The 24,596-nt window shown below is 36.9% G+C and carries 22 protein-coding genes and 1 pseudogene; 5 read left to right on the top strand and 18 right to left on the bottom strand.

What is annotated here, in order from left to right; translation table 11 throughout:
* Nucleotides 1-231: 231 nt before the first annotated feature.
* Nucleotides 232-390: a helix-turn-helix domain-containing protein gene (locus ACLFMM_RS04125; RefSeq protein ID WP_410807449.1), complete on the bottom strand. Its 159-nt coding sequence runs from the start codon at nucleotides 388-390 to the stop codon at nucleotides 232-234.
* Between the two features lie 126 nt (nucleotides 391-516).
* Between ACLFMM_RS04125 and ACLFMM_RS04120 the strand changes: the two genes are divergently transcribed.
* The 4 genes from ACLFMM_RS04120 to ACLFMM_RS04105 all read left to right on the top strand — a co-directional run bounded on the left by ACLFMM_RS04120 (nucleotide 517) and on the right by ACLFMM_RS04105 (nucleotide 7,284).
* A complete protein-coding gene (locus tag ACLFMM_RS04120; protein WP_410807448.1) occupies nucleotides 517-969 on the top strand; it encodes a TIGR00725 family protein in 453 nt (150 codons plus the stop codon).
* A 153-nt stretch (nucleotides 970-1,122) separates the two neighbouring features.
* A complete protein-coding gene (locus ACLFMM_RS04115; protein WP_410807447.1) occupies nucleotides 1,123-3,360 on the top strand; it encodes a DNA topoisomerase I in 2,238 nt (745 codons plus the stop codon).
* A gap of 17 nt (nucleotides 3,361-3,377) precedes the next feature.
* A complete protein-coding gene (locus ACLFMM_RS04110; RefSeq protein WP_410807446.1) occupies nucleotides 3,378-4,616 on the top strand; it encodes an MBL fold metallo-hydrolase in 1,239 nt (412 codons plus the stop codon).
* Nucleotides 4,617-5,400: 784 nt separating this feature from the next.
* Nucleotides 5,401-7,284, top strand: a complete 1,884-nt coding sequence (locus ACLFMM_RS04105) for a S8 family serine peptidase (RefSeq protein WP_410807445.1) — start codon at nucleotides 5,401-5,403, stop codon at nucleotides 7,282-7,284.
* Between the two features lie 3 nt (nucleotides 7,285-7,287).
* Here ACLFMM_RS04105 and ACLFMM_RS04100 read toward each other — a convergent pair whose 3' ends face one another.
* Nucleotides 7,288-7,926 carry a molybdenum cofactor guanylyltransferase gene (locus tag ACLFMM_RS04100; protein ID WP_410807444.1) on the bottom strand — a complete coding sequence of 213 codons (639 nt, stop codon included), beginning with the start codon at nucleotides 7,924-7,926 and terminating at the stop codon, nucleotides 7,288-7,290.
* Between the two features lie 68 nt (nucleotides 7,927-7,994).
* On the opposite strand from ACLFMM_RS04100, the gene ACLFMM_RS04095 reads away from it, so the two are divergent.
* The gene (locus ACLFMM_RS04095) at nucleotides 7,995-8,552 is read left to right on the top strand and encodes a ferredoxin domain-containing protein (RefSeq protein WP_410807443.1); all 558 of its coding nucleotides are present in this window, start codon (nucleotides 7,995-7,997) and stop codon (nucleotides 8,550-8,552) included.
* Between the two features lie 9 nt (nucleotides 8,553-8,561).
* On the opposite strand, the gene ACLFMM_RS04090 is transcribed toward ACLFMM_RS04095, so the two are convergent.
* From ACLFMM_RS04090 to ACLFMM_RS04015, 16 genes and pseudogenes are all read right to left on the bottom strand, one after another.
* Nucleotides 8,562-10,565 carry a DUF460 domain-containing protein gene (locus ACLFMM_RS04090; RefSeq protein ID WP_410807442.1) on the bottom strand — a complete coding sequence of 668 codons (2,004 nt, stop codon included), beginning with the start codon at nucleotides 10,563-10,565 and terminating at the stop codon, nucleotides 8,562-8,564.
* Between the two features lie 28 nt (nucleotides 10,566-10,593).
* The gene (locus ACLFMM_RS04085) at nucleotides 10,594-11,496 is read right to left on the bottom strand and encodes a serine/threonine-protein kinase RIO2 (protein ID WP_410807441.1); all 903 of its coding nucleotides are present in this window, start codon (nucleotides 11,494-11,496) and stop codon (nucleotides 10,594-10,596) included.
* Nucleotides 11,497-11,581: 85 nt separating this feature from the next.
* A pseudogene (locus tag ACLFMM_RS04080) lies at nucleotides 11,582-12,130 on the bottom strand (RNA-guided endonuclease TnpB family protein); the annotation flags it as partial.
* A gap of 321 nt (nucleotides 12,131-12,451) precedes the next feature.
* Nucleotides 12,452-12,853 carry a DUF2111 domain-containing protein gene (locus ACLFMM_RS04075; RefSeq protein ID WP_410807440.1) on the bottom strand — a complete coding sequence of 134 codons (402 nt, stop codon included), beginning with the start codon at nucleotides 12,851-12,853 and terminating at the stop codon, nucleotides 12,452-12,454.
* A gap of 92 nt (nucleotides 12,854-12,945) precedes the next feature.
* Entirely contained in the window at nucleotides 12,946-13,860 is a 915-nt protein-coding gene (gene trxB / locus ACLFMM_RS04070; RefSeq protein WP_410807439.1) for a thioredoxin-disulfide reductase, read from the bottom strand.
* Nucleotides 13,861-14,473: 613 nt separating this feature from the next.
* Nucleotides 14,474-15,211, bottom strand: coding sequence for a GNAT family N-acetyltransferase (locus ACLFMM_RS04065; RefSeq protein ID WP_410807438.1), 738 nt, complete (start codon nucleotides 15,209-15,211; stop codon nucleotides 14,474-14,476).
* Nucleotides 15,212-15,226: 15 nt separating this feature from the next.
* The gene (locus tag ACLFMM_RS04060; protein ID WP_410807437.1) at nucleotides 15,227-16,723 is read right to left on the bottom strand and encodes a hypothetical protein; all 1,497 of its coding nucleotides are present in this window, start codon (nucleotides 16,721-16,723) and stop codon (nucleotides 15,227-15,229) included.
* Nucleotides 16,724-16,745: 22 nt separating this feature from the next.
* Entirely contained in the window at nucleotides 16,746-17,513 is a 768-nt protein-coding gene (locus ACLFMM_RS04055; protein ID WP_410807436.1) for a hypothetical protein, read from the bottom strand.
* A 21-nt stretch (nucleotides 17,514-17,534) separates the two neighbouring features.
* On the bottom strand, nucleotides 17,535-18,620 hold the full coding sequence (locus ACLFMM_RS04050) for an RAD55 family ATPase (protein WP_410807435.1): 1,086 nt from the start codon (nucleotides 18,618-18,620) through the stop codon (nucleotides 17,535-17,537).
* Nucleotides 18,621-18,637: 17 nt separating this feature from the next.
* Nucleotides 18,638-18,955, bottom strand: a complete 318-nt coding sequence (locus ACLFMM_RS04045; RefSeq protein ID WP_410807434.1) for a hypothetical protein — start codon at nucleotides 18,953-18,955, stop codon at nucleotides 18,638-18,640.
* Nucleotides 18,956-18,972: 17 nt separating this feature from the next.
* The gene (locus tag ACLFMM_RS04040) at nucleotides 18,973-19,911 is read right to left on the bottom strand and encodes a V4R domain-containing protein (RefSeq protein WP_410807433.1); all 939 of its coding nucleotides are present in this window, start codon (nucleotides 19,909-19,911) and stop codon (nucleotides 18,973-18,975) included.
* A gap of 37 nt (nucleotides 19,912-19,948) precedes the next feature.
* Complete coding sequence (locus tag ACLFMM_RS04035) at nucleotides 19,949-20,536, bottom strand: hypothetical protein (protein WP_410807432.1); 588 nt, start codon at nucleotides 20,534-20,536, stop codon at nucleotides 19,949-19,951.
* Nucleotides 20,537-20,694: 158 nt separating this feature from the next.
* A complete protein-coding gene (locus tag ACLFMM_RS04030) occupies nucleotides 20,695-21,489 on the bottom strand; it encodes a GNAT family N-acetyltransferase (RefSeq protein ID WP_410807431.1) in 795 nt (264 codons plus the stop codon).
* Nucleotides 21,490-21,530: 41 nt separating this feature from the next.
* Nucleotides 21,531-22,700, bottom strand: a complete 1,170-nt coding sequence (locus tag ACLFMM_RS04025; protein WP_410807430.1) for a histone deacetylase family protein — start codon at nucleotides 22,698-22,700, stop codon at nucleotides 21,531-21,533.
* Between the two features lie 193 nt (nucleotides 22,701-22,893).
* Entirely contained in the window at nucleotides 22,894-23,841 is a 948-nt protein-coding gene (locus tag ACLFMM_RS04020; protein WP_410807429.1) for a hypothetical protein, read from the bottom strand.
* A 26-nt stretch (nucleotides 23,842-23,867) separates the two neighbouring features.
* Nucleotides 23,868-24,596, bottom strand: a 729-nt coding sequence (locus ACLFMM_RS04015) for a hypothetical protein (protein ID WP_410807428.1), incomplete at its 5' end; no start/stop codon positions are given.

Below are 24,596 nucleotides of genomic sequence, written 5' to 3'. Positions count from 1 at the left end.
TGCATGTTCTGCAATAGTGATAAATCGATGACTATACTTATCTCCCCTATTACCCGCACTCCTAACTTTACATAAAATCATGTAAACTCAGGTGAGAAAGTATCATCTTTCTCGTTTAATTCGTTTGCATATTTATTTTTGAGTTATTGTGCCTCCAATATGCAATATGCAATATGCAAAGGTTCTTTGAGATTACCTTTGTAGTCTGTGCTAGAAAAAGGCATTTCTTTTTTAGCAATATTTACAGCGCTGTTTATTGTTGTTCCAGTAGGCATTTCTTCGTTCTGCGAGAGCAAAGTTGTACATCAACCTGCATTTCTCAGACAGTGCCCACAATAATTCTTCCTGGTCAGATGTAGGTGTAATCCGTATCGATAAATTCTGATACATAATTTACCATGTAACATGAAAATATTTATAAATTATTGACAATTAGCGATTTTATAGTTTCTGGTCACGCTCAAATATATAACAGATTTATATTTCTTAATAAAGTTAACCAGGTGATAAGAACCTATGAACAAACCACAGATAGGTGTTATTGGAGCAGGTGAATGCGATGAAAGGATTTTCAAACTCGCAGAAGAAGTCGGCAGAGGAATAGCCAGAAAAAATGCAGTTTTGATATGTGGTGCTCTTGGAGGTGTTATGGAAGCAGCTGCTAAGGGAGCTAATGAAGAAAACGGTACTACTTTGGGGATAATACCCGGAAAAAATCGTGAGGATGCGAATCCCTATATTGATATTTCAGTTGTAAGTGACCTTGGTGAAGCAAGAAACGCACTGATTGCAAGGTCTTCAGATGTATTAATCGCTGTATCCGGAGGATATGGTACGCTCTCAGAAATTGCCATGTCTTTGAAAATGGGTAAAAAAGTTGTTGTACTGGAATGTCAATGGAACATAGAAGGTACATATAAAGTAAACAGCCCCGAAGAAGCTGTAGAAAAGGCATTCGAGTTCCTCTAAATCCTTTATTGGATGTCAGTAATAAAAACTTCAGTCCGGTAAAACTTAAATAAAATCAATTAAAGCTACAATAAAGTAAAGAGTACTTAGAAAAATATTAAACATATAGCAAAAAACTAAATCTAATGTTAAAAAATTAAACCGGGATTGTCGATGCATCTCATAATAGCAGAGAAACATATTGCAGCAAAGCGAATAGCAGCAATCCTTGCACCGAAAAAACCCAAAAAAGTACGTGTGAGTGGGGTTGATACATATGAATATAAAGAAGATGACGATGAGAAAGTCGTCATGGGGTTGAGTGGTCACATTGTCGAGCTTGATTTTCCAAAAGAATATAACAACTGGCAAAAGGTAAATGCAAAAGACCTGATCGATGCAGAACTGATAACTAAACCTACACAAGTTAAAATTGTTGCTGCACTTAAAAAACTTGGAAAAAAAGCAGATAAAGTCACAATAGCAACTGACTACGATGGTGAAGGAGAACTTATCGGTGTCGAGGCACTGGAGATAATTCAAAAAATTAATCAGAATATCCCTTTTGACCGGGTGAGGTACAGTGCAATTACTGAAAAAGAAATCAAAAACGCTTTTTCAAATCCTGTTAACATAGATTTCAATCTTGCCGATGCCGGTCATTCAAGACAGGTTATAGACCTTGTATGGGGTGCTTCTCTCACGCGTTACATATCAATCTCAGCTGGACGGCTTGGAAAAATGTTCCTGTCCGTTGGAAGAGTTCAATCACCAACCCTTGCTCTGATTGTAGACAGGGAAAAGGAAAGGGAAGCATTTGTTCCAGAACCCTACTGGGAAGTTTATGCTACACTTGCCAATTCAGACGGAGAGGAATTTGTCAGCCAGCATAAATCCCAAAGATTCTGGGATAAAGAACAAGTTGATTCAGTTGTTGAAAAGATTAAAGATTGTAAAAATGCCCTGGTTACAAATGTTGAAAAATCAACAAAACAGGACAGGCCTCCTGCACCATTCAATACCACTGAGTTTATCAGTGCCGCCAACTCTATCGGATTTACAGCGTCAAACGCCATGAGAATTGCAGAATCCCTGTATACAAACGGTTATATATCCTACCCCAGAACCGATAATACCGTATATCCTGACTCACTGGACTTGCGTAACCTTATAGCGATGTTCAAATCAGGTCAGTTCAAACAGTATGCACAGAACCTTTTGAAAAAACAAAACCTTGTTCCAACACGAGGTAAAAAAGAAACTCATGACCATCCACCTATCTACCCTACCTCCGCTGCCAAAAAATCAGAACTCAATGAAGATGAGTGGAAAATATATGAGATGGTTGTCAGACGATTTTTTGCTACCTTTGCAGATCCTGCGAAATGGGAAACAATGAAAGTTAAGTTTGATATTGGCGGTGAAGAGTTCAGGGCAAAAGGTGCACGTCTTGTATCGCCGGGATGGAGGTGGTTTTATCCCTACAACTCTCCGGAAGATAAGATACTACCACCATTACAAGAGAATGAACAGTTGGAAGTTAAAAATTCAAAAATGGTTGATAAAGAAACCCAGCCACCCGGAAGGTACGGACAGGGACGTCTGGTAAGAATCATGGAAGAACTTGGTCTTGGTACAAAAGCCACCAGACATGAAATCATCAGTAAACTGTTTTCAAGAGCCTATGTGCATGGTAATCCGCTTCAACCCACAAAAACAGCATTTGCTGTTATAGATGCCCTTGAAAATTATGCTCCAACCATTACCAAACATGAGATGACAAGCAAACTGGAAGGGGACATGGAAAAAATCTCAGAAGGAAAAATCAAAGAGAGTAAGGTTCTAAAAGAATCAAGAGATATGTTAAAATCCATGTTTTCTGAACTGGAGAGCAATAAAGACAATATTACCCAGTCTCTTAGAAATGGTCTCAGGGAAGATAAGGTAATAGGTACCTGTCCTGAATGTGGGTCCAGACTGATGGTGAGACGGTCTAAAAGAGGGTCCCGTTTTATAGGTTGTGACGGATATCCAGATTGTACATTTTCACTTCCGCTTCCAAAAAGCGGTCAGATCATCGTAACAGATAAAGTGTGTGAAGAGCACGGTATTAACCACATAAGGGTGAATATACCTGGTAAACGTCCGTGGAATCTTGGCTGCCCACACTGTAATTTCATAGAATGGCAGAAAGAGAGAGAAGATAATAAAAATAAACAAAAAAGTACAAAATCCGAAAGCCCAAAATCAATAACAGAAATCAATGGTATTGGTAAAGTAACTGCTGAGAAACTGGAAAATGCAGGGATTTCCAGTGTAGGTGAACTGGCAAATGCCGATGCTGTAGAGCTGTCCAAAATGACCAATATCTCCATTAAAAAAATCAAAAACTGGCAGGAATATGTAGTCTAACATCTTTGAGGGTTGAAATGAAGCTGGATTTTAAAGGTGGCTGCAGGGAAATAGGGCGTTCTGCGGTTTATCTTAATGACGAGATATTAATCGATTATGGTATGAAACCGGGTGAAGTTACACAGTATCCTGTAAACAATATTCACCCAAAATCAGTGATTGTATCCCACGGACATCTGGATCACTGCGGAGCCCTCACAAATCTGATGCATGATAATTCTGAAATATTCATGACCCCGATTACTGCAGATTTCACAGAAATGCTGGCTGAAGATACCTTAAAAATTGCAGAATACAGTAACCTGCCACCGACTTATAACATTGAAGACTTAAAACATTTCATGCACAGAACAAATAAAGTAGATACTGGAATGGAATTTACAACAAACAGGTATAATGTCCAGTTATTTGATGCAGGGCACATTCCTGGTTCGTCATCTGTCTATATAGAAACAGAAGAAAGAGAAAGTATACTATATACAGGAGACATCAACACCTTGGATACAAGACTGTTGTTTGGTGCTGATAAACTTCCAGAAGCTGATACCCTTATTATTGAGAGTACATATTTTGGAGAAAACCATACTCCCCGAAAAAAACTGGAATCTGCATTTATAGAATCTGTTAAAAATACACTGGATATCGGGGGCAATGTCATCATCCCTGCATTTGCAATCGGCAGAACCCAGGAAATACTCATGCTGCTGGATTCGTATGGTATCAATACCCATGTTGATGGTATGGGTCTTCAAGCCTACAGCATAATGAAAAAACACCCAGATTATATACGAAACATCAAACACCTTAAAAAGGCATTTCGTAACGCATCTGTTGTTAAAGGAAAAAAACGCGACAGGTTACCGAGAGATTCCTCTGTTATTGTCACAACCGCAGGGATGTTAAACGGCGGACCTGTACTGCAGTATCTGGATAAGACCTACAAAGATCCAAAATCCAAGGTCATGCTTACAGGGTATCAAGTAGAAGGAACCAACGGCAGGTCTGCCCTTGAAAGCGGTTTTATAGAAAACAATGGAACTACCCAGAAATTGCAAACAGAAATTGAACAGTACGATTTTTCAGCACATTGCGGTGATAGAGAGCTCAAACAACTGGTCAGAAATTTCTGCGATAGAGGTACAGAAAAGGTCATAACAATGCATGGTGACAACTCAGAAGGATTTGCCAGGTGGATAGAGGATGAGATTGGTGTAGAAGCCCATGCACCTGATAATGGGGACCAGTATATAATTTAAAAAGATGGATGGTGACCGGATGATGACAAAACAAAAATTTCAGATAATTTGTTTTATATTGTTTATTGTTGTATATCTTGCAGGTGTTAATCTATGGTTAGTTTTTACTGGGTCTACCAGTTCTTTTATCTATGTACCCGGAACTTTTATTATCGGGCTGGCAGGGTATTGGATTGGTGGTTATGTATATACAGATTTTATAAATCGATGAGCTACTATTTTTCTTTAACCATTACATAGATATACAAATATTTTGTATATCAGTAATATAATATTAAATTAATAATATAATATTATTGAAGAGCACTTATATAAAATTTTAAATAAATATTCAAGATTGTAACAGGTAGAGTCGGATAATAGAATCTATAGTTCGGTATTGAAAAACGGAAAAACGGTAGTTAAGCATCGTTGAATGGCCCCCACTCCTCAACCCGCGGATAAGCCCCCATTCAAATCCGCTGGCTGGATGAAACGCTTCTCTACCTGCTAGAATGGATATAGAAAATCAATTATTACCTATATCCATTCCTTACTATGAAAACGTGTATATATATAATAATCGTTGCACAATTTTTTCCAGCCTTAAATTTTATAACGGCATTAAAATTTTCAACGGCATAATTGAGTCGCTGAACAATCCTCCTTAACACAGCTCAGTAATACAATTCAGCAATTAAATTTCCAAAAAGTTATTTTTACAAACTGATTATTATAACCTGTGGGGAAACAGGATGAAATGGTCAATACCAAACAGTGTATATTGTATATTATAATCTTAATTTTGATTCTGTCATCTACAGGTGTTTTACTGTATACCGACAGTTCTGGAAATAACAATTATAACAGCGTCGATAAAGAGCTCATCTCAAAATCAAAGCAAGTGGTTGCTGTAGAGGATAAAAAGAACAACATCTCATGTATAGAAGAAAAATGCAGCACACCGATTGTTAAATTATTGAGCAAGGAAAACCAGACCAATAACAATCGCATTTGCGTATATATTTATTTAAAACAATCATCGGATTTCAAATCTATTGAAACATATGTAAATGAAACCACTAACATCGACTCTAAAAATAATATTATTGTCGGCTGGATATATCAAAAAAACCTGGAAAAATTGGCGTCACTGGACTCCGTTTACGCTATCAGAGAAGTGATTCCCCCTGAAGTAAAAACAGGTTCTGTTGTAACAGGTGGGGATAATATCCATAACACAGATAAAGTCAGAGAAATTCACGGTCAGGACGGCTCAGAAATCAAAATAGGAGTTATTTCTGATAGTGTGGACGGCATGAATGAATCTTTGGATTCAGGAGACCTGCCTGATAATCTTAACGTATTGAATGATTCCAGCGGTAGGGGAGAAGGAACAGCAATGCTTGAAATAATCCATGATATGGTTCCTGAAGCAGAGTTATACTTTCATAGTGCAGGTGACAACATCCTGGAATTTAATTCTGCTGTTGATGCACTCATAAACGCTGGATGTAAAGTTATAGTGGATGATATTGGCTGGAAAAGAGAACCCTTCTTTGAAGATGGTATAGTTGCGTCCCATGTCGCAAATGCTGTGGAAAACAATGACATCGTGTATGTTACAGCTGCAGGTAATGATGGTAAAAACCATTACCAGGGGACCTATAGGGGAAACAAACTTGATTTCCATAATGAATCCTTTGAAATAAGTATAGCTCCAAATGGAAGTATTGATATTGTTTTACAGTGGAACGACAGGTTTGGCACTTCATCCAACGATTATGATTTATACTTGTTCAAAACCGATAACTGGGAAATGATTGATAGAAGCACCAATGTGCAGGACGGGAATGATGACCCACTTGAATACATCAGTTACACCAATCCCACAGAATCAACAATTAGTGCAGAGATTAGTATAAAAAATTACAATAGTGAAGCCAGTAAAAGAGTTCTGGAATTGTATATATACACAGATAACAATGAAACAAAGTTTAACTCCCAGATTTTACCACAGAATGTTGTTGCATCTGACTCTATTTATGGTCATCCTGCAGTACATGATGTTGTTACGGTAGGAGCTATTAACACAGAAACCCAGATTGAACCATTTTCATCACAGGGTCCAGTTACTATATATCATCCTGACCATGAAACACGACCCAAACCAGATGTAGTTGGTGTAAACGGTATCAGGGTTTCAGGTGCCGGTGGTTTTTCCGAAAAATTTTACGGTACAAGTGCATCTGCACCGCACATCGCCGCTGTTGCAGCACAGTTGTGGAGCGGTTTTCCATCCATGACAGGTAAGGGTATCCGTGAAGCTATGTATTATTCAGCAGTAGATATGGGTGTTGAAGGATATGATTATACCTATGGTCATGGCAGTGTTGATGCTCTGAGAGCCTATGAATATCTGTCATCAATACAGGATTCATCACTTTTGAATCAAACATTTGACAATAGAACCAATAATAACAATGATATTGGTTTGAAAAAATTTGAAAAACAGGAAATCAACAACAATTCATCAATGAAATCAACAACAGAAACCCAATCAAAAGATACGGATGACCAGAACCAGCAACCCGAACATCCGGACGTTGAAACACCCGGATTTGGGGTAGTCCACGCTGTTATGGGATTGATAACAGCTTTATTCTGCATAAAACGATTTGCAAAATAAATTTTAATCCACATCGTTTTCCATAATATTTGAAATATCTTTGAATGTATTGATATTTAAAAAAGTCTTTAGTTCAGGGTCAAAATTCCTGATTTTATCCATGTCCACATAGATTATATCATTCAGGTGATGCACTGGTGCAAGTACAAACCGTTCATTTCTTTTAATAGCTTCCTCTATTTCAACTACAAATGTTTGTCTCCGGTATACCGCATGGAGGGGTTCCACATTTCCATCATCCCAGATCGGTAATGCTGCATCATGTTCATTTGCAGATTCAAACAGCATGTTTATAACATCAGCATTGATAAACGGCATATCACAGGCAACAACAAATACATATTCCCCTTTTGCTGCCCTGAAACCCTCCAGCATACCGGCAAGTGGTCCTGTTCCTTTGTACCGGTCGGTTACTATTGTTCGACGCCCAATGTACGGTTCAAGGATTTTTTTCTGTTTTTCATCTCGTACAGAAATTATTATGTCACCGATTAAATTTTCAAAGGACTTTATGATATGTTCTATGAGGGTGTTATTTCCAAAAGGAATCAATGCTTTTTCCATATACCCGAGACGCCTTCCCTGACCACCTGAAAGGATTAATACCGAACGCATCATTGAAACGAAATATTCATGCATCATATACATTTTTTCTGTTTGATGACACTGGATACAAAAATCTTTAAAATAATGGATACTGATGATATCTTATGAAGTTGAATCCAGAATCCGAATATATAGACATTTTTGCCAGAGAAATTCTGACAGCAGCAAGAACAGCTCCGAAAGCAAAAGGACAGGATGACCTTATAACTGCCCTCCTGGATGAATCAGATACCGAAAAACTTGCTGTTGCCATGGAAGAAATCGCTGATACAAGAAATGAAAAATTTCAATTTTTCAAAAGAGACGCAAAGAATGTAAGGGATTCTGATTCTGTAATTCTAATTGGTTTAAAGTCATCAAAAGCCCTTAACCTTGACTGCGGTGCGTGTGGGTTCGATACATGTGCCGATATGCTACAATACATACAGGAAGGAACCAGTGGTACATCTGATTTTACAGGGCCAAGATGCTCCATAAAATTTGTAGATCTTGGAATTGCAGTAGGTGCTGCAACAGCCAAAGCCAAGGATTTGTGCATCGATAACAGGGTTATGTATACCATCGGTGTAGCTGCAAAGAATTCCGGGTTAATCGATGCCGATATGGTCTATGGACTTCCTCTGAGTATTAAAGGAAGAAATATATACTTTGACAGAAAATAAAAGCTTAAATTAAATCAGACCCCTGCGGCGTTCACTCCTGTACTCGTTGACAAGGTTCATAAATTCCTTCTCTTTTTCTTCCATATGTCTTTCCTTGGCGAACTCGTTCCATTTAGACATCGCGGATTCAAGTTCATCAGGGTCGACTATCGCAAAATCGTCTGCCCTCTGGATAGATATATCTTTTAAAATAGGAATGTTTTTTTCAAAAAACGTTTCATATGCCGCATGTGACAGGTCATTGGACACAATAACTGCTTTTATACCTGCATTTATCAACATCGAAGCTGTTGATGCACCTCCTCCGCTTGCATCTTCCAGATATATGAGGTCACCGGGTTTAAGTCCATAGAGTTCTTTTGTCTTTGATATATCATCTTTTGTAAATGAAGCTACAATTTTAACAGGTATACCTTCGCCCTTTATTTCCATCTTACGTATTTGTTTGAGATTATTAATCTGTGATTTTAACCTTTTAAGAGATTTTCTTCTGTTTTTGAGTTCAGATTTGAGTCTTGATATCTTATTATCACGGATTTTAATTTCTTTGTCTTTTTTGATTTCTTTATTTCTTTTACTTGACAGGTTATCAATCTTGAATTCCAGTTTGGAGATTTTTTCATCTTTTAATTCATTATTTTTCTTGAGCTGGTTGATATAATCCTGCATATGTTTTATCTGTGACTTCTGACGGTTGATGGTTTCTATCAGTTTCTGATATTCTTCAGGTTTTCCTTCTTCAATAACAGTTTGCTGTTTTTTGACTGATTCAGGTTTGGATTTATCCTCTTCTTTTGGTGATTTTACCTTTTCTATAGCCTCCTCGATAGTGTCACCGTACATGACATTTAATTTTACCTGGTCAATATCAATATCAGATGGTGTTCTTTTTTCAACCTTTGAAAATACGTTTTTGTGGTTTCTGTAGCTATAAAGCGCAGCTGCAAGAGCGTCCCGTTCATGGTCATTGGAATATCCATAGGGTTTTGACAGTGCTATTTTTTCTTCTGAAGACAGTCTTGCATCTGGTTTACCTTCAATCGCTTTGAAACTGCGGCGTATTTTTTCAACCGAATTAGGAGTGGGTATTACATCTGTTGCCACAACAACAGGTTTACCATATTCAGAAACCAGTTTTACAACTTCATCATGGGATATCCCGCGGAAACTTTTCAGATACAAAAGTTCTGCATCCAGTGACAAAACCGCAATCCCTACAGTTGTTCCTGGATCGATGCCAACAATTGTAAATTTTCTTTTCTGTTTATCATGTTTATCAAGAGGAATATACTTTATTTTATCGCGCTCAACACCCTTTACTTTCACCTGTACATCTCCCCCTACAGTAGAACGCACAGGTACTTCATCACGTCCCGCATATACTGTAAACTCACACCTAACATATCCTCCGAAACCTTTGGTCACCTTGGAATCATAAGCAAATCCCTTTTCCTTTGAAAAGTTTTTTAATATGGATTCGATTTCCCGACTCTTTTCCTTGACCGCACCATGGACCTTTCTTCTATAACGGTTCTGGCTCCAGCCACCTCTACCCAGAGACCTTGCACGGCTCACCTTGATTTTTGTTATATTTTCAAATAAAGATATTTCAGAACCCACTCCCATTGCTGCAAGACGTGCACAGACTTCTGCTTCTTCATTCGGATCGAACTGGTTAAGTGTTAGATTATATTCATTGGCAAGACGTACAAGAGACTTTGGATGCAAACCCCCTGTAACCTGTACAAGTTTAACCCCTTTTGGTAACCGTTCTAGAAACTGGATAAGGTTTTTCTTATTTTCCGCCAGCTCAAAGATATTATCAAGAGCTATAATATCCGGGCGGTCTTTATGAATCATCCTCAGAATTTTATGGCGATGAACCATTGTATAATGGGTAAATTCCCCGTCTTTTAGTACAGCAACAGAGTATTTTGGTACTTCTTTTGATTTGGGTGAACCCTTTGCTATATCAATACCGTATATTATAACTGTGTCAGTTTTATTTCCCATGATTACTATAAATTTATTTTCCCATTGTTTATCTATTTGAATGATTACCGTTTTTGATATTGTCTATAATATCATCTAGGTTTTTATCAACCTTATATTTTCGGTTAAAAAAGGTCAATACATTGGATACATCCCTTCTTAAAAGCTCATCAATATGTGGATGGTCAGGTCTGATGTACTGAGGCCAGTCAATGAGTTCAACACCTTCTGGATGGACGAATATGTTGTATTCGCTCAGGTCAGCATGTATAATTCCCAGTGAATAGGCGTTTTTTATTTGTTTCATGATTTCATCAAAAAACCAATCTGGATCAAGTAGTTTGGTTTTGGTGAGTTCACTTCCCTTTGCAAACAGCATTACAACTGCATTTCTGTTCTGATCGATGGGTTTTGGTACCGATACCTCAGGATACAGTTTTGTTAACGCCTCATATTCACGCTGCGCAGAAAGACGGGATGCATACACCCATGAATAATGCTCCCTGTCTACAAGGTGGTTACGTATCCTTTTCACACTTTTAAAGCTACTTATACCTTCTCTGTGAAACTTGATAACCACATTTGTAGGTTCTTCAATAGCCAGCTCAGGCTCTTTCATCCCTTCATGTACTACAGATTCTTTACCGTAGCCTATCTCATCCCCTATCGCACTTATTGACCCCCTTTTAACAAGCGTATTAAGTGCAAGTGTATCATACCCATTAAAATATATCTGATATCCTTCATAAGGGGTTCGGGTTCCAATTACAACACCCTCTTTTACCAGTTTGACCAATTTATAATAGAGTTCATCAGACGGAATTCGGGTATACTTGACAAGCTCTTCTAATGGAACCCATTTATAATGTTTCATCCCGACTTCAATGCCTGTCAATATCCTTATGTCTTTGTTATCAAGTTTTTTGAAAAATTTCATTACATCATATATCATTGAATTCAAGTAGTTTTCATTATTAAAGATACTTTTTGCCAGTCAGCTACTAACCAATGAAGCAGTTAGCTTGTCCTTCCATCTCTTAACTTCGACTAATAGAAGCTAAGCGGTGGACATTGGGATGGCTGAAAACTCCCCGTGTGCAATATTCTTCGAAGCATTGTAATCGGCGTTGTCTCTATGACCGCATCTTTTACACCTGTAGTTTACCTGTTTCTGGCGGTTGTTTTTATCGATGTACCCTCACTCAGAACACTGCTGCGAGGTATACATCGGGTTGATAATCACTACAGGCATTCCTTCCAGTTTTGCTTTGTATAGGATGAATTCAGTCAATTCAGAGAACGCCCATTTACCCAACCTACCTCTCTGCGCTTTAGCAACCGTGGCTTCTGGACGAAAACTTTTGAGGTTTTCCAGTGCTATAGCCCGGGACGTGTCTTTAGCGCGTCTGACCAACTGTTTGGCAACTCGATGGTTCATAATCTCGTTTGAACCGGCGTTCTTTCCTGGATGATTTCATGAGGTGCTTCTTGGCTGACCAAGTGCATTTAGATTATGATCTCGATTTTAGGCTGGTGTATCGTTCTCGTATCTCATCAGCTTTTGAGCTTTTATAGACTTCTCCATCTAAACTAATTATTAAACAGAGATGCTATTGTTGATTCGTTAATGGTTTGTTAAAGTTTGGACGCATTCCTCACTCTTTAAACCCAGTTTAAAGACATCTTTAAAACAACTTAAATCTCTGACTCTTTAAACTGTAGTTTAAAGATATTGGTAAATTTTCAATTTACCAAGTTTAAGTTTAACTCTAAATTTTTAATTAAGAGTGTTTTGATTTGAAGAGAACAGTTAAAACTGTTGGCTTCCTGATCTATTTCTCGTGAAATTAGCTTCAGTTATAGTATATCAAAAATTACGTTATATAAAAATTAAAAATCAGTAGAAATCAATAATTTTCCTCGACCCGTTTTTTTGCTTCTTCAACTTCATCAATGATTCCGGGATATGAACTGAATAGAGACAATATATCCAGTGCTGCAACAAGGTCCACGACACCCAACACCGCTACAAGAGTACCATCACTTGCATGTAATGGTGTTACTATAACTGGTCTTCCTTTATAAACTCCTTCTTGAGGAACCTCCCTTCTTGATTTGTCTTGCTTAATTACTTTCTCAAGGATGGGACCTGTATAGTTTCTGTCTACTATTTCCCCTCTTTCCATACGTATTCCGTTTTTATTTTTACTGCGAATGGTTGTAGGGATTCCTATCAGGGTATGTACCGCTACAGCTAATGACTCTAGCTCTTCAGCGCTAGAATTTTCAGTAATTTCTATACTGCTCATCTTTATCTACCTTTGTTGCAACAACTAATGTTTGACTGTTTTTATATAAATAAATGATTTATAACAATAATAGATTGTCGCTTGGACCAGTATTATTGATCGTAATTATTTCTAATGTACTCATAAGCCTTTGCAGCTGCAACTGCACCATCACTTGCGGCAGTGATAACCTGCCACAGAGGGCTCTTACGGCAATCCCCTGCAGCAAATATACCATTTATTGATGTTTCCATGAACTCATTGGTAATGATAAATCCGGATTCATCTTTTTCTACATCCACCAGACCTGTATTGGGATCGATTCCGATATAGATAAAAACACCATCAATTGGAATTTCTTTTTTCTTATCGCTATTCACATCTTTAATTACCGTTGATTCAACAAAGTTGTCACCTTTAATCTCCTCAAGAACTGTATCCCACAAAAACTCTATGTTATCTCTTGAATGTGCCCTGTCTTCCAGTATTTTTGCAGCCCTTAATTCATTTCTTCTGTGTACCAGATAAACTTTGTTTACAACATTGGATAGTATCAAAGCATCTGATACTGCCGTGTTTCCTCCACCAACAACAATCACATCACGTCCCTTATAAAACGGCGCATCACAAGTTGCACAGTAGGAAACTCCTCTTCCATAATACGTATCTTCCCCAGGTATTCCTAACTTACGGGGTTTTGCTCCTGTTGCTATAATAACAGCCTTTGCCTCAAGATCCGCATTATCATCGGTTGAGACAATTTTTTTCTTCCCTTCAGTACGTACTTTAGTAACTCCTCTGTTTTCAATTGGAACATCCATACTTTCAGCATGGGCTTTGAAGGTATTCATTAATTCCATTCCATTGATTGATGAAAAACCAGGATAATTTTCAACCTCTGGCGATGATGCTATCTGTCCACCTATTGCAGTTCTTTCCAGTAAATAGGTATCAAGCCCATATCTTACTGCATAAATTCCAGCTGCAATTCCTGCAGGTCCCCCTCCGATAATAATCAGATCATACATGAAATATCACCTTAACTGACGTACTCCAACGTATAAATCCGTTGGGTTCTGTGGTCGTCATCCATCTTGACGTTGCCACTTGTGGAGCGCCAGTACTTTCTTAAGATAAATCTCTGTCTGCACCGCATTGTTTGTGTTCGACACCAAACAATACCTGATGAAATTTGATGATACACAGACAACAGGTTGAATTAAACAATGTCTTAATCAGGCAACTTGCTCAAAGCAATTGTATACTGAAAGCATTGTTTTTGCACATATCAAAATATGATTAACTACGATAAAAGATTTATGGTTAAAAAACAATAACCAACGGGGATGTTTAACCACTCTTTAAACTGTAGTTTAAAGATATTGGTAAATTTTCAATTTACCAAGTTTAAGTTTAACTCTAAATTATTAATTTTGAGTGTTTTGATTTAAAGAGAACGGTTAGAAACCGTTGGCTTTCACATACCCCTGTTGTCCTCCTTCGTAATACATGATTTGATTTATAGTCAATCACAGAGTATTTGTTATCAATTTGTTATATATTTCATCATTATTTTATATGAATATAGGCAACAAATATTGTGTTACCAACTATAGATTATATCAAATTAATTGTTTTTATTTACTGATAAGTATTATCTTTTTTTTGTATATCAAATAAAAGACAATTCATTCTGGTAAAACTACCGTCATCCAGAAAACTGTTATATTTATTAAAAAGTTTTTTAAACTCATGTACATCCTCTGACATTATAGGTTTGCCACGATAGAATTTGAATTGAAGTTTTTCGTATAAACTAACTAATTCAGGGTACACAACTCTTGGATATTTTTGTACAAGATTCCATAGTAAACTCACAGCTTTGTGACTGGGCAAAATAAGATATCCACGAAATTCTTCATTTCCAAATCCAGAAAAGGTTCTTATATCCATAAAACCGAGTTTTTTGAAAAAAATTTGTGCCCTTTTGTTATCAGGTTTTGTTGTTACATGAGCACCAAGGTGAACAAAAGCAATCGCCAAAAGTGATTTTCCTATTCCTTTTTGACGGTATGATGAATTGACTTCTATACTTCTTAATAGATAACACTGGTATGGATTATATTCCTCGAATCTGGCAAAACCTGCAAGAACATTTGGATGGGAAACCGCTACTATGACCCTATGACCTGAATCTATGGTTGTCTTTAAAAAGTATCTATAGGGTATAGCGAACCTGTTTTGAAAATAGCTGAATCCGTTATTAATATCCACATCTATATCCAGTTCATCGATACTACCACTGGAATTGGGAACTGCATATACAATATCACCTGCTCTGTGTAAAATTTCAAAACCATTCAGATTAGAATAATTCATCTGACAGACCTTATATTATGTATTTACAAAATAGCGTTTATATCTGCCTTTCTTCTGGGAATATATAAAGAATTTATTTTCCAGACCATCAAGAATTTCTGATAAATCCCCAGATATATTATTCCCATCCGATTCCAACTTTTTCTCAAGTTTTTTTAGGGTTGCTGATTCCATATCTTTAAGTGTTTCAAAAACAATAGATTCCTCATTATTTAATTCAGAATTTCCAGAACCATTAACATCTGACTGTACAGGAGTTTCCTGTAGATACGAGATCTGGATTCTGATATCAGACAGTTCATCTTCAATTTTTGTGATTTTATCATCATCAACTTTGCCTTTTAATTGGGATTGTATATTTTCAAGTGATTCAAAAACGTCCTGTTTAAATGAGGTTAAATCCAGATTCATATTCTGGATATTTTCACTCATATCCATGATTTCACTGCGTTCTGCTTTGGCATTTAGCCTATCTTCTAAATCAGAGTCATTACATTTTACATCCTTATCGGATACATCACTGGACCCAGAACCTGATTGAGATTGATAATTTGATAATTTTTCATTTAATGTTTTGATTGCACGTGTATGCAGGTTTATCGCATTGGTCAGCTCTTGAATCTGATTTTTAACAAAATCAATGTTTTCAGAATTGTTATCTATGTTTTCAGAATGCTTATTTTGAACCTCTATAGCAGATTCCAGGTCTTTAAACATCTGTTTAACATTGTCCTGCAAGTTAACAAGTGAATTATCGATTTCATTCAGCCTTGTTCCATAGGCTGTTACCTTGTCAACCGCATATTCAAGGCTGCCCGTTTCCACAAATGACCTGAAATCTCGCCCTTCATAACTCGGAACGTACACTGATAATTTATTGTAAAGCTCGATATAAGTTCCATGTATCTGTTTCCTTGAAACTAGTTTTGACTCAACCGCTTCAGAGAGTTTTTTAACCACAAACCTGTTATTTTCAAATCTGAAAAAATCAACACCAGGGCTTGATTCTCTGACTTCTCCTATTGCAGAATTTACTATGGTAGATACCTCATGTTTTCCAAAAACATCCAACATAGCAGACAACAAATCATTCAATGTTTTTGCATAAGTAAGTTCAAGCACGTCCGGTGGTATTTTTCCCGGATCTATTCCTTTTTTATTCAGCGAATCCTCTTCTTTTACAAGTCTTTTAAGCCTCTTTGAAAAACTAGAAAAATTATTTTTTAGTTGGTAAAAGTCTTTAGCATCAGCTTTATCCTCAATATCATCCTTTAACTGTGAAATTGTCTGACTATTCGACCCAGTACATTCATCAACATATTGCTGCAGATTTTCAAGTCTGGATTTGAGGTCTAAAATTTCATTTTCCAGTTCTTTTTTATCCGAACCCTTCAGAGATTCATTAACTTCATCCTGGTTTTGGTAACCATGATTACAAGATGAATTATCTGTTGTAGATTCATAAGCAGAAGACCTGGCTGGAACCAGTTTTATATCATTTCCAGTATTCAAGATTTCACCATCCAATAAACAATCAGAGTACAAAAGCTTCCAGTTTACGTTTTATATCCGGGAGCCAATCGTTTTTGCACATATCTGCAACATAATCTCCATGTAAAGGACGAATCTGGTCCTCTATTACCATATCAACAAGTAATATCCATTCGTTTTCAGTCATCCATTTGGGGGATGATGCAATTTCATTAAATGCCATGGTCAATACCTGGTTCACTTCACCACGACCCATTACATTGCTTATCTTGGATTTGACATCATCAAGAACTTCCATATTTTTCTTGTATTCAGACGACTGCGTATACATTTCATCAAACACCCGTTTTGACAGGGCACGAAGCTCGTTTGCAACTTCCTCAGAATACTGGGACAACTGTTCAGAGGTCATCGGTCTCTGTTCGAATATATGAAGCATTACTTCCCGTGTTGTATCAATTATTTTCATATTTTCTGTCAAATTCACCTTTTGGGTAAACAACGAGATTAAAAGTGCCCCTCTACCTACTGATGAAAAGATGACAGTTCCAAACTGATATTCTACAACTGACTGTAGGAGACCTATTTCAAGCTGCTGGCTTATGTGCTGAAGGTTATTGTTTATCACATTGGTAAATTCAAATATTCTTGAGCCTATATCATCGGGTATGTATGATGCATAGATTTTGCCGTCTACTCCTGCAAATAGTACTACATCTACATCGCTTATCTGATACATCCTTTTAAGCTGGGATTCCAGTGCGAATTTTAGAAGGGACACATCTTCAAGTTCTTCTTTTACCTTTTTCACCACATCTACCACACTCAGGATTTATCTGGCTAATTCCTCAAGTTCGCTGAGGTCTTCCAATTCCAATTTATCGTTACCTTCGCCGTCACTATCTTCATAACCCTTGTTGGATTCATCTGATGATTCTGAAGTTTGCTGTGTGGATTTATCAATAGACTGTTCGTTTTGGGTGGATGATGTAGCCTCTTTATCATCAGTTCCTGTGCCTGATATATCATCTTTTTTAATTGCGTTTGTTAAACCGTAGGTTTCAAACAGCATTTGAAGTGTTTCTTTGGGGGAGAATGAATACGACCAGTGTTTTTTCACATAACGTATTTTATCGAGAAACATCTCCGATGCACCAAGGTCTGCTGCTGTTTTTATAGCCTTATCAAACATACCGTCATATTTGTTAGCATCTTCTGGAGATATTACAGGCGTTGTTTTTGCCACCACTCCGATTCCGCGAACAAAGATATAGGGGTACACTTCCTCTCCATGACGGGTTGCACGCATTTTAATCATCTCCAGTGACCGGTTAAATGCTCCTCCTATCGGTCTGTAGGTTAAATGGATTGCTCCGTCAGAGAGGTAAACCGGTATCAAAACATCTTCACCGATTGTTTCACCGGGTGCTGAATGTTCTTCAGTGGTTACAAGGACCGCACCGAGCTGTTTGAGGGTATAAAAAAGTTTAGTTATCAGTTCACGCTGTTCCTTTTTGTCGTTTATAGACCAGATAAGTGGTGTCAATGGGTCTATCACAACCCGGGTTCTTACAGAAAAATCCTTGTTTGCTTCCACCAGAGCTGGCAACTGGTCCTCTACAAGTTGTTTAAAATCTTCTCCTTTTGTGTGGAAAAAGAAAAGTTCACTTTCGTAGTATTTTTTCATGTCAAATCCGAGTTTTTCCGCCTCTTCAAGGATTTGCTCTGGTGGTTCTTCAAGACTTACATATAACGCATTTTCACCATTTTCCAGACCATACATAAGGTACTGCATTGCAAAGGTCGATTTACCTGTACCGCTTGATCCCACTACTAGCAGTGTAGTGTTATCACGCACACCTCCTTCTATAACTCTATCAAGACCTGCAATTCCGGTGGGTATTCTGTCATCGTCCATAATTAGTCACCAAGAATTTAATTTTCTGATTCGGATTCATGTACAACTTCACCTTTTTCGATTGAAAGTATCAGGTCTTCATCATCATCAAAGGGATAGTTCTTTTCAATATAGATGGACTCGATGGATTCACCTCTTATCATTACCAGATTACTGATATGCTTCCAGCCGTTGACAGTTTTCTGCACTGCATCCTTTAACAAAATGTTAGTATAACTGTAATCCACTTTTTCACAGTATCCCCTATAATGAGCATTATCTGTTATTACGCGGATATATTTGCCTAAAAAATTTGTTAGTGATTCACAAAAATCATCAGATATATTTCGAGTCATAACCCTATCACCGTTTTTTATTTTTGTTTCTTCTTCATTTTTTCAAAGAGCTCAGCAAAACTCTGTGTATCCTTGGATTCCTCTTTGGATTCTTCGGATTTTTTATCATCCTGTTTTTCCTGTGTATCAGATGATTGTGATTGTGACTGCTGAGAATTGTCTTCTTTTTGTACTTTCTGCGCCATTTCACCAAAAGCTGCACCAAAGGTCTTTTTCTTTGACGCTATTTCAGCAAGTTCCTCCTGTTTCTTCCAGGGAGGTTCAAACTCTTTTTCTTCAACTTCTATATTTCCAGCATATTGCAGATAAGCATCTCCAATATCCGTAAGTTTACCGTTCTCAATTAATTTGTAGACTGTAAGTGTTTCAATCCTTTGCTGTATATCCACTTCGTCAATTTCTGATGGACGCTCACCATGTAGTATCCGTTTATCATAACTATCAAGCATTATCTGATATGCAGAAATCGGCTGCAGGTCGACCTTGAATTTACAGAGCTTATCACCATCTTTTACACATTCGATTTCCTCAACTGTACATTCAAGTTCAAGGTCTTCGGTGAAAAACCGGTGCAAAGCATCCGATGTAGCCACACATACTTTCTGGTTTTCAAGTGCAGGGTAAAGACTGCACACCGGGCAGTTGGGAACTGCGAATATATAGTGCATGGGTGCATAGGATACCAGCTGCATATCTCCAAGACCTATTTTCTTAAACAGGTCCATATGGAATTTATACAAGGGAGTAGATTTTATGGTGTTTATATCATGAGCTTTCAGAAATTTTCGTGTTTCACTCCATGGTACTTTGGACTTTGGGAACTGGTCACTGATTTTTTCCTGGATTTTTAACATTTTTCCAAAAGCTCCCATGGATTCAGCAAAGCTGCCACCACCATCAATGGGTGGCGGACTCTGGGATTCATCATTCATAAATGGTGGTAAATCTTCGGACATATTTGAGTACCCCTTTAATTACATGAAATTGATATTATTACATAATCTCCTGAAGCTTTTTCAATCCTGTATTGGTAAGTGTTCCACCGTTATCGCATAGCTGCTGATCTTTTAGGTTCTTGAAACTGTTTGTTAATGTGTCTGCATCAACACCTATAAGGAAACCCAATTTCTGGAAATCAGTAACCCCCGTGTAAAGAAGATACAACAATTTTTTATCAACATCGGACAATGAACGGGATTTCTGGGAACTTCCACACATCGGCTGCAGGTAATTCTTCAAAGTGTTTATAATGGATTCATTACCAGCCAAAAGAGCCGTCGAAGAAACGTTTGTCCCCTCAACAAGGTGTGATTCTTTAACATAATCAATGATCAATACATCTGAGGCACCCGTTGCTCTCTGAGTCTTTGTTTTTATTGAACTGGTAGCTTCCCTGCCAATCATAGTAATATTTTTTAAAGGTATTGTTTCCCATCCATTTCCCACTGAAAACCAGAGGTTAATATTGGTTAGATACATAACTCCCTTTTCCCAGTTGTTGGAATATAGGGAATTTCCCATCATCACTGCATTAGTTATATAATGCAAATCTACTTTAGCAATACCCTGTTCTTGAGCCATATTCACACCAGCTGATATAAAACTAAATATATTTTAAATCCTGTATATATCTGTTAACACTTAAAAATCTTCTGTTATTTAACTGAAATTCTGGGAGTAACCAGATAATTTATTACTACTGAACCAATTAGAGGAAACCACAATATTCAATTCTACAATCATGAGTTTTCACCTTTGAATTCGGGGAGGAAATAACGTTCTTTGCCACAATTTGAACAGATTATAGATTCTCCATCTCTCCCGCCAAAGTTTTTGTACCTTTTCGCTCTGAATTCCCCACATACACACGGTGACATAAGTTTATAGGTCTCTGATGTGCCCTGATATTGGGAATCCATTGCAAAATCAGAATGAAGAGTTTCACAGGTACAACATCCGTGATTTTCAATAAATCTTTTAGAATATAACTTGTTTCTACACTTTGTAATTGTGTCCGCCAAAAATTCTACGTTTTCATCATACAAATTATTTTTATCACTATCGTGCAATATTAAATACCCGGGATGGTTTCCAAGATTTACAGGACTGTTTTCTTCTGGATATTTAAAATTCAAAGAGAAAAAGAAATTTTTAGCACTTTTGTTTACTGGTTTTGTTATTATATGACCAGGCAACACCATAGATAGTATTCTCAGGAGGGTTCTTCCATATCCTTTCCCTTTTTTAGATGACGATATTTCAATACCGCGCAACGCATACACAGGTTTACCATCACTTGATGCATAACTCCACTTTTCAGCCATTGTCCAGCCTATTACTGTATTGTTGAATAATGTAGTTATCAATACAGCGTTTTGCCTGTTAATCCAACTTTTAAAGTTCTTAGGATAATCAGACATCCCAAGATGCTTATTGAAATAGGTAAAGTTATCGATGTTCAATTTATCCAGTTCTGATGGAAATTCCAGTACACAGAATACCGTTCCGTTGTTAGATTTTGCAAGTTCTATCATAGTTTTTCAGACATTTTTGCTTGGGTGGTTTTAACTTGATGTCAATTTACAGTATTATCAACATCTGGTAGTGAAAACAACTCCTTGACTTTGGATATGTTTCCCAAAGCTTTATTGTAGACTTTTTTCTGAATTTCTTTTTCATAATTTGTGTAATTTAAATCATCATGAATCGGGTTGGGTCTATCAAGCAGAGCATTGATAACACTGTGGCAAAGTTTTCCGTTGTGTTTGTGGTAACCCCCCTCCATAAGTATCACAAAATTATCCGGATATACGGATTTGATACTTTTTACCATCTGATAATACCCCTTTGAAGTCAAATTCATCTGGACAGTTTTTTCTTTATAATAACCATCAAACCCGCAGCAACAAATCAAAAAATCCGGAGAATGGCGCTTTATCATAGGGATTACTATTTCATCAAATGCCAGTTTGTATTCCAGATTTTCTGAACCTACCGGCAATTCGACATTGATGTTGTAACCCTCCCCTTCTCCTTCACCTATCTGTGACATGAAACCTGTACGGGGATAAAAATCATGGGGTGACCGATGTATTGACAAAGTTATAACATCGGGATTATTGTAGAATATATCCATCGTACCGTTACCTGCATGTGCATCCCAATCTACAATCATAACTTTACCAATACCCTTTTTCTGCTGTAGGTATTTTGCAAGCACAGCTGCATTGTTAAATATGCAGAATCCACCATACTTTGATTTACCAGCATGATGTCCAGGGGGACGTAAAAGAGCAAAAGAATATGAATAATCATCATCTATGACAAGATTTCCAGACCGTATGGCAGCCCCTGCAGAGGTTCTTGCTACATCATAGGTATCCTTTGTTACATAGGTACTGTCACCGAGAAAGCCACCACCCTTCCTGGAATAATTTTTTATGAAAGATATATAGGATTTTGTATGTACGCGTAAAAGGTCTTTTTCTGATGCCTTTTCTATATCAGATATTAGATTACATCGACTATCATCAAAGATGTTATTATTTTTCAAGTATAGGAAGGCGTCTGTTAATCTTTCAGGCTTTTCAAAATCAGGTATTTTCAAATTGTTACAGGTGTGGGATGAATGATTTTTGTAATACAACACTGCAAGGTTTGGATTATTCACATTCAATCCGGTGTCGAAGACGGTAAGGTCTTCTGCCCCATCATTCTGATCAATGTTTTTTGTCTGTCCTTCCAAAGAGGGGGATACTGGGGTATTTGAACTATCTTCAACTTCATTATCAATATCTATTGAATACTGCTTTGGTTCATCAAACCTGTCAATGAATATCTGGTTTAATTCCCTTTTATCTCTGGATTCATCAATTATATTACCTTCTCCATTGAATTTTTATGACATTCAAACACATATTTTATACTGCTTGTGATATTTATTGGACACGTATCCATACCGGTTCAAATCTTCCTGAATACGTTTCATCCATGTATTCAAAGACAACTGTCGGTTTGTTTATGGATACTATACCGGAAACTTCAGGAATTACAACCCATGTCTGTTTCACGGTTTGACCTGGTGCTATTGTCCCAAAATCTAAAGTAGGGTTTTTAACTTTTAATGAATTACAGTGTGCAGCTACAACTCTAAAATTGTTATAAGGTCTTCTGGATGAATTTTTCACCCAGACATCTATTTTTGACTTTTTACCGGGTTTATTTTGGTTCGATGGTACAAACCTTACTACTTTAGCAAGTGTATCTTTTTGTAGTGGATACGTATCTGATAGATCTACATTATGGGTATTTGAAGACTCAGAATTATTATTTTTCTTAGAATATATTAGAACCCCAAGTATTGAAAAGATAATAATAATAATAAACAACACATAATTTGGTTTTTCATCGTTTGTATCCGAGGCATTGGCAGATAATCCAGATGAATCGTTTTTTGATAATTCATAGGGTTTTTTAAATGATATATTGGTGATTATCCACTGATTGTCCTTTTTTTTGAGTTTAAAATGGACATCTGTTTCAGATGGATTGATTCTCTCCCGGTTCAAATTAAATTCTGTTATTCTGCAATGTGCAGTGGCTACTGCTTTATTATCACCAACGTTCTGGTTTTTTAAATCAATATCTTCTATTCCATCTTTTACAAAACCTTCATCACGGAATATTTGTTTTAAGACTTCCGAATATGGATATTTGTCCCCCTCATAAATTGAGTGAGCAGCTTTAAAGTTAGTTTTATTTACATCATCCAGAAAGTTTAAAACTGTTTCATTTGCAGGTTTAACCCAGTTTTTTTCAGAGCAACCAGATAAACAGATAGAGGCTATTATGAAAAATAATATCAATATGAAAATTTTTTTTTCCATCTAAAGCCTCCTTAAATATCAAGTTCTTATTCCCTGTTCTTTTGTATCATATAAGATGCTGAAGCGATTAGGAGTAACAACACAACGAACAATGAAATTATAAAGGATGTGTTTTCGTAGAATGGTTTTTTGTAAATGTCCAAACTGGTAGCATGATCAAACTGTGTGGTGTTGCCCATATTTGACCTCTGTGTGACACTTTTACCTTCTACAATTGTTCTCCCGTTTTCAGTAGTATTATCTGTATTTCCAAGACCCCTTACAGAATTAAGATTTACATCTTCTGGAAGTGTTATCTTCATATTTTCTATTGATGGATGACCCTGTATCCATATTTCATGGTAACCATCTGGTATTTCAGAAGGAATAGTGAATTTGATATCGGTAATAACGCGTAATTCATCTTCATTTACATCCCCTACAGCGTTTCTAAATTCCATATCCACAGATTCCATTTTAATTGAAACGTTTCCATCATCTATGGATATATACTCTGGATATTCCGATTTTCTGGATTCAAGATATTTTTCTTTGAAGTTATCAACTTCAGAACTGTTTATATTACTATTGTTGTTAACATCCAGACCATTTCGTATATTTAATGCGTTATCACCAGTATATGTTTCATTTATTGTGAAATCAATACTATCTGAGGTGATATCAATATCATTAGTATAAACCGCATCTGCTGATACATTGAACATCATGCAGGTGAACAAGAATAGTATAAGGATTGCAATGATTCGTTTTTTCAT

This window comes from Methanohalobium sp. (genome assembly GCF_046546175.1).
In the GTDB taxonomy this organism is placed as follows: Archaea; Halobacteriota; Methanosarcinia; order Methanosarcinales; family Methanosarcinaceae; genus Methanohalobium.
Note: the sequence above shows the minus strand (reverse complement) of the source record. Positions and strands in the feature narration are given on the sequence as shown.

Bases quoted from the DNA above. Each gene is read 5' to 3' on its own strand.
- ACLFMM_RS04090 (WP_410807442.1), bottom strand. From the start codon at position 10,565: ATGGGAAATAAAACTGACACAGTTATAATATACGGTATTGATATAGCA.
- ACLFMM_RS04100 (WP_410807444.1), bottom strand. From the start codon at position 7,926: ATGATGCATGAATATTTCGTTTCAATGATGCGTTCGGTATTAATCCTT.
- ACLFMM_RS04115 (WP_410807447.1), top strand. From the start codon at position 1,123: ATGCATCTCATAATAGCAGAGAAACATATTGCAGCAAAGCGAATAGCA.
- ACLFMM_RS04020 (WP_410807429.1), bottom strand. From the start codon at position 23,841: ATGGAAAAAAAAATTTTCATATTGATATTATTTTTCATAATAGCCTCT.
- trxB (WP_410807439.1), bottom strand. From the start codon at position 13,860: ATGTATGATCTGATTATTATCGGAGGGGGACCTGCAGGAATTGCAGCT.
- ACLFMM_RS04065 (WP_410807438.1), bottom strand. From the start codon at position 15,211: ATGAATTATTCTAATCTGAATGGTTTTGAAATTTTACACAGAGCAGGT.
- ACLFMM_RS04120 (WP_410807448.1), top strand. From the start codon at position 517: ATGAACAAACCACAGATAGGTGTTATTGGAGCAGGTGAATGCGATGAA.
- ACLFMM_RS04030 (WP_410807431.1), bottom strand. From the start codon at position 21,489: ATGATAGAACTTGCAAAATCTAACAACGGAACGGTATTCTGTGTACTG.
- ACLFMM_RS04035 (WP_410807432.1), bottom strand. From the start codon at position 20,536: ATGGCTCAAGAACAGGGTATTGCTAAAGTAGATTTGCATTATATAACT.
- ACLFMM_RS04125 (WP_410807449.1), bottom strand. From the start codon at position 390: ATGTATCAGAATTTATCGATACGGATTACACCTACATCTGACCAGGAA.
- ACLFMM_RS04085 (WP_410807441.1), bottom strand. From the start codon at position 11,496: ATGATATATGATGTAATGAAATTTTTCAAAAAACTTGATAACAAAGAC.
- ACLFMM_RS04040 (WP_410807433.1), bottom strand. From the start codon at position 19,911: ATGTCCGAAGATTTACCACCATTTATGAATGATGAATCCCAGAGTCCG.
- ACLFMM_RS04110 (WP_410807446.1), top strand. From the start codon at position 3,378: ATGAAGCTGGATTTTAAAGGTGGCTGCAGGGAAATAGGGCGTTCTGCG.
- ACLFMM_RS04075 (WP_410807440.1), bottom strand. From the start codon at position 12,853: ATGAGCAGTATAGAAATTACTGAAAATTCTAGCGCTGAAGAGCTAGAG.
- ACLFMM_RS04045 (WP_410807434.1), bottom strand. From the start codon at position 18,955: ATGACTCGAAATATATCTGATGATTTTTGTGAATCACTAACAAATTTT.
- ACLFMM_RS04095 (WP_410807443.1), top strand. From the start codon at position 7,995: ATGAAGTTGAATCCAGAATCCGAATATATAGACATTTTTGCCAGAGAA.
- ACLFMM_RS04050 (WP_410807435.1), bottom strand. From the start codon at position 18,620: ATGGACGATGACAGAATACCCACCGGAATTGCAGGTCTTGATAGAGTT.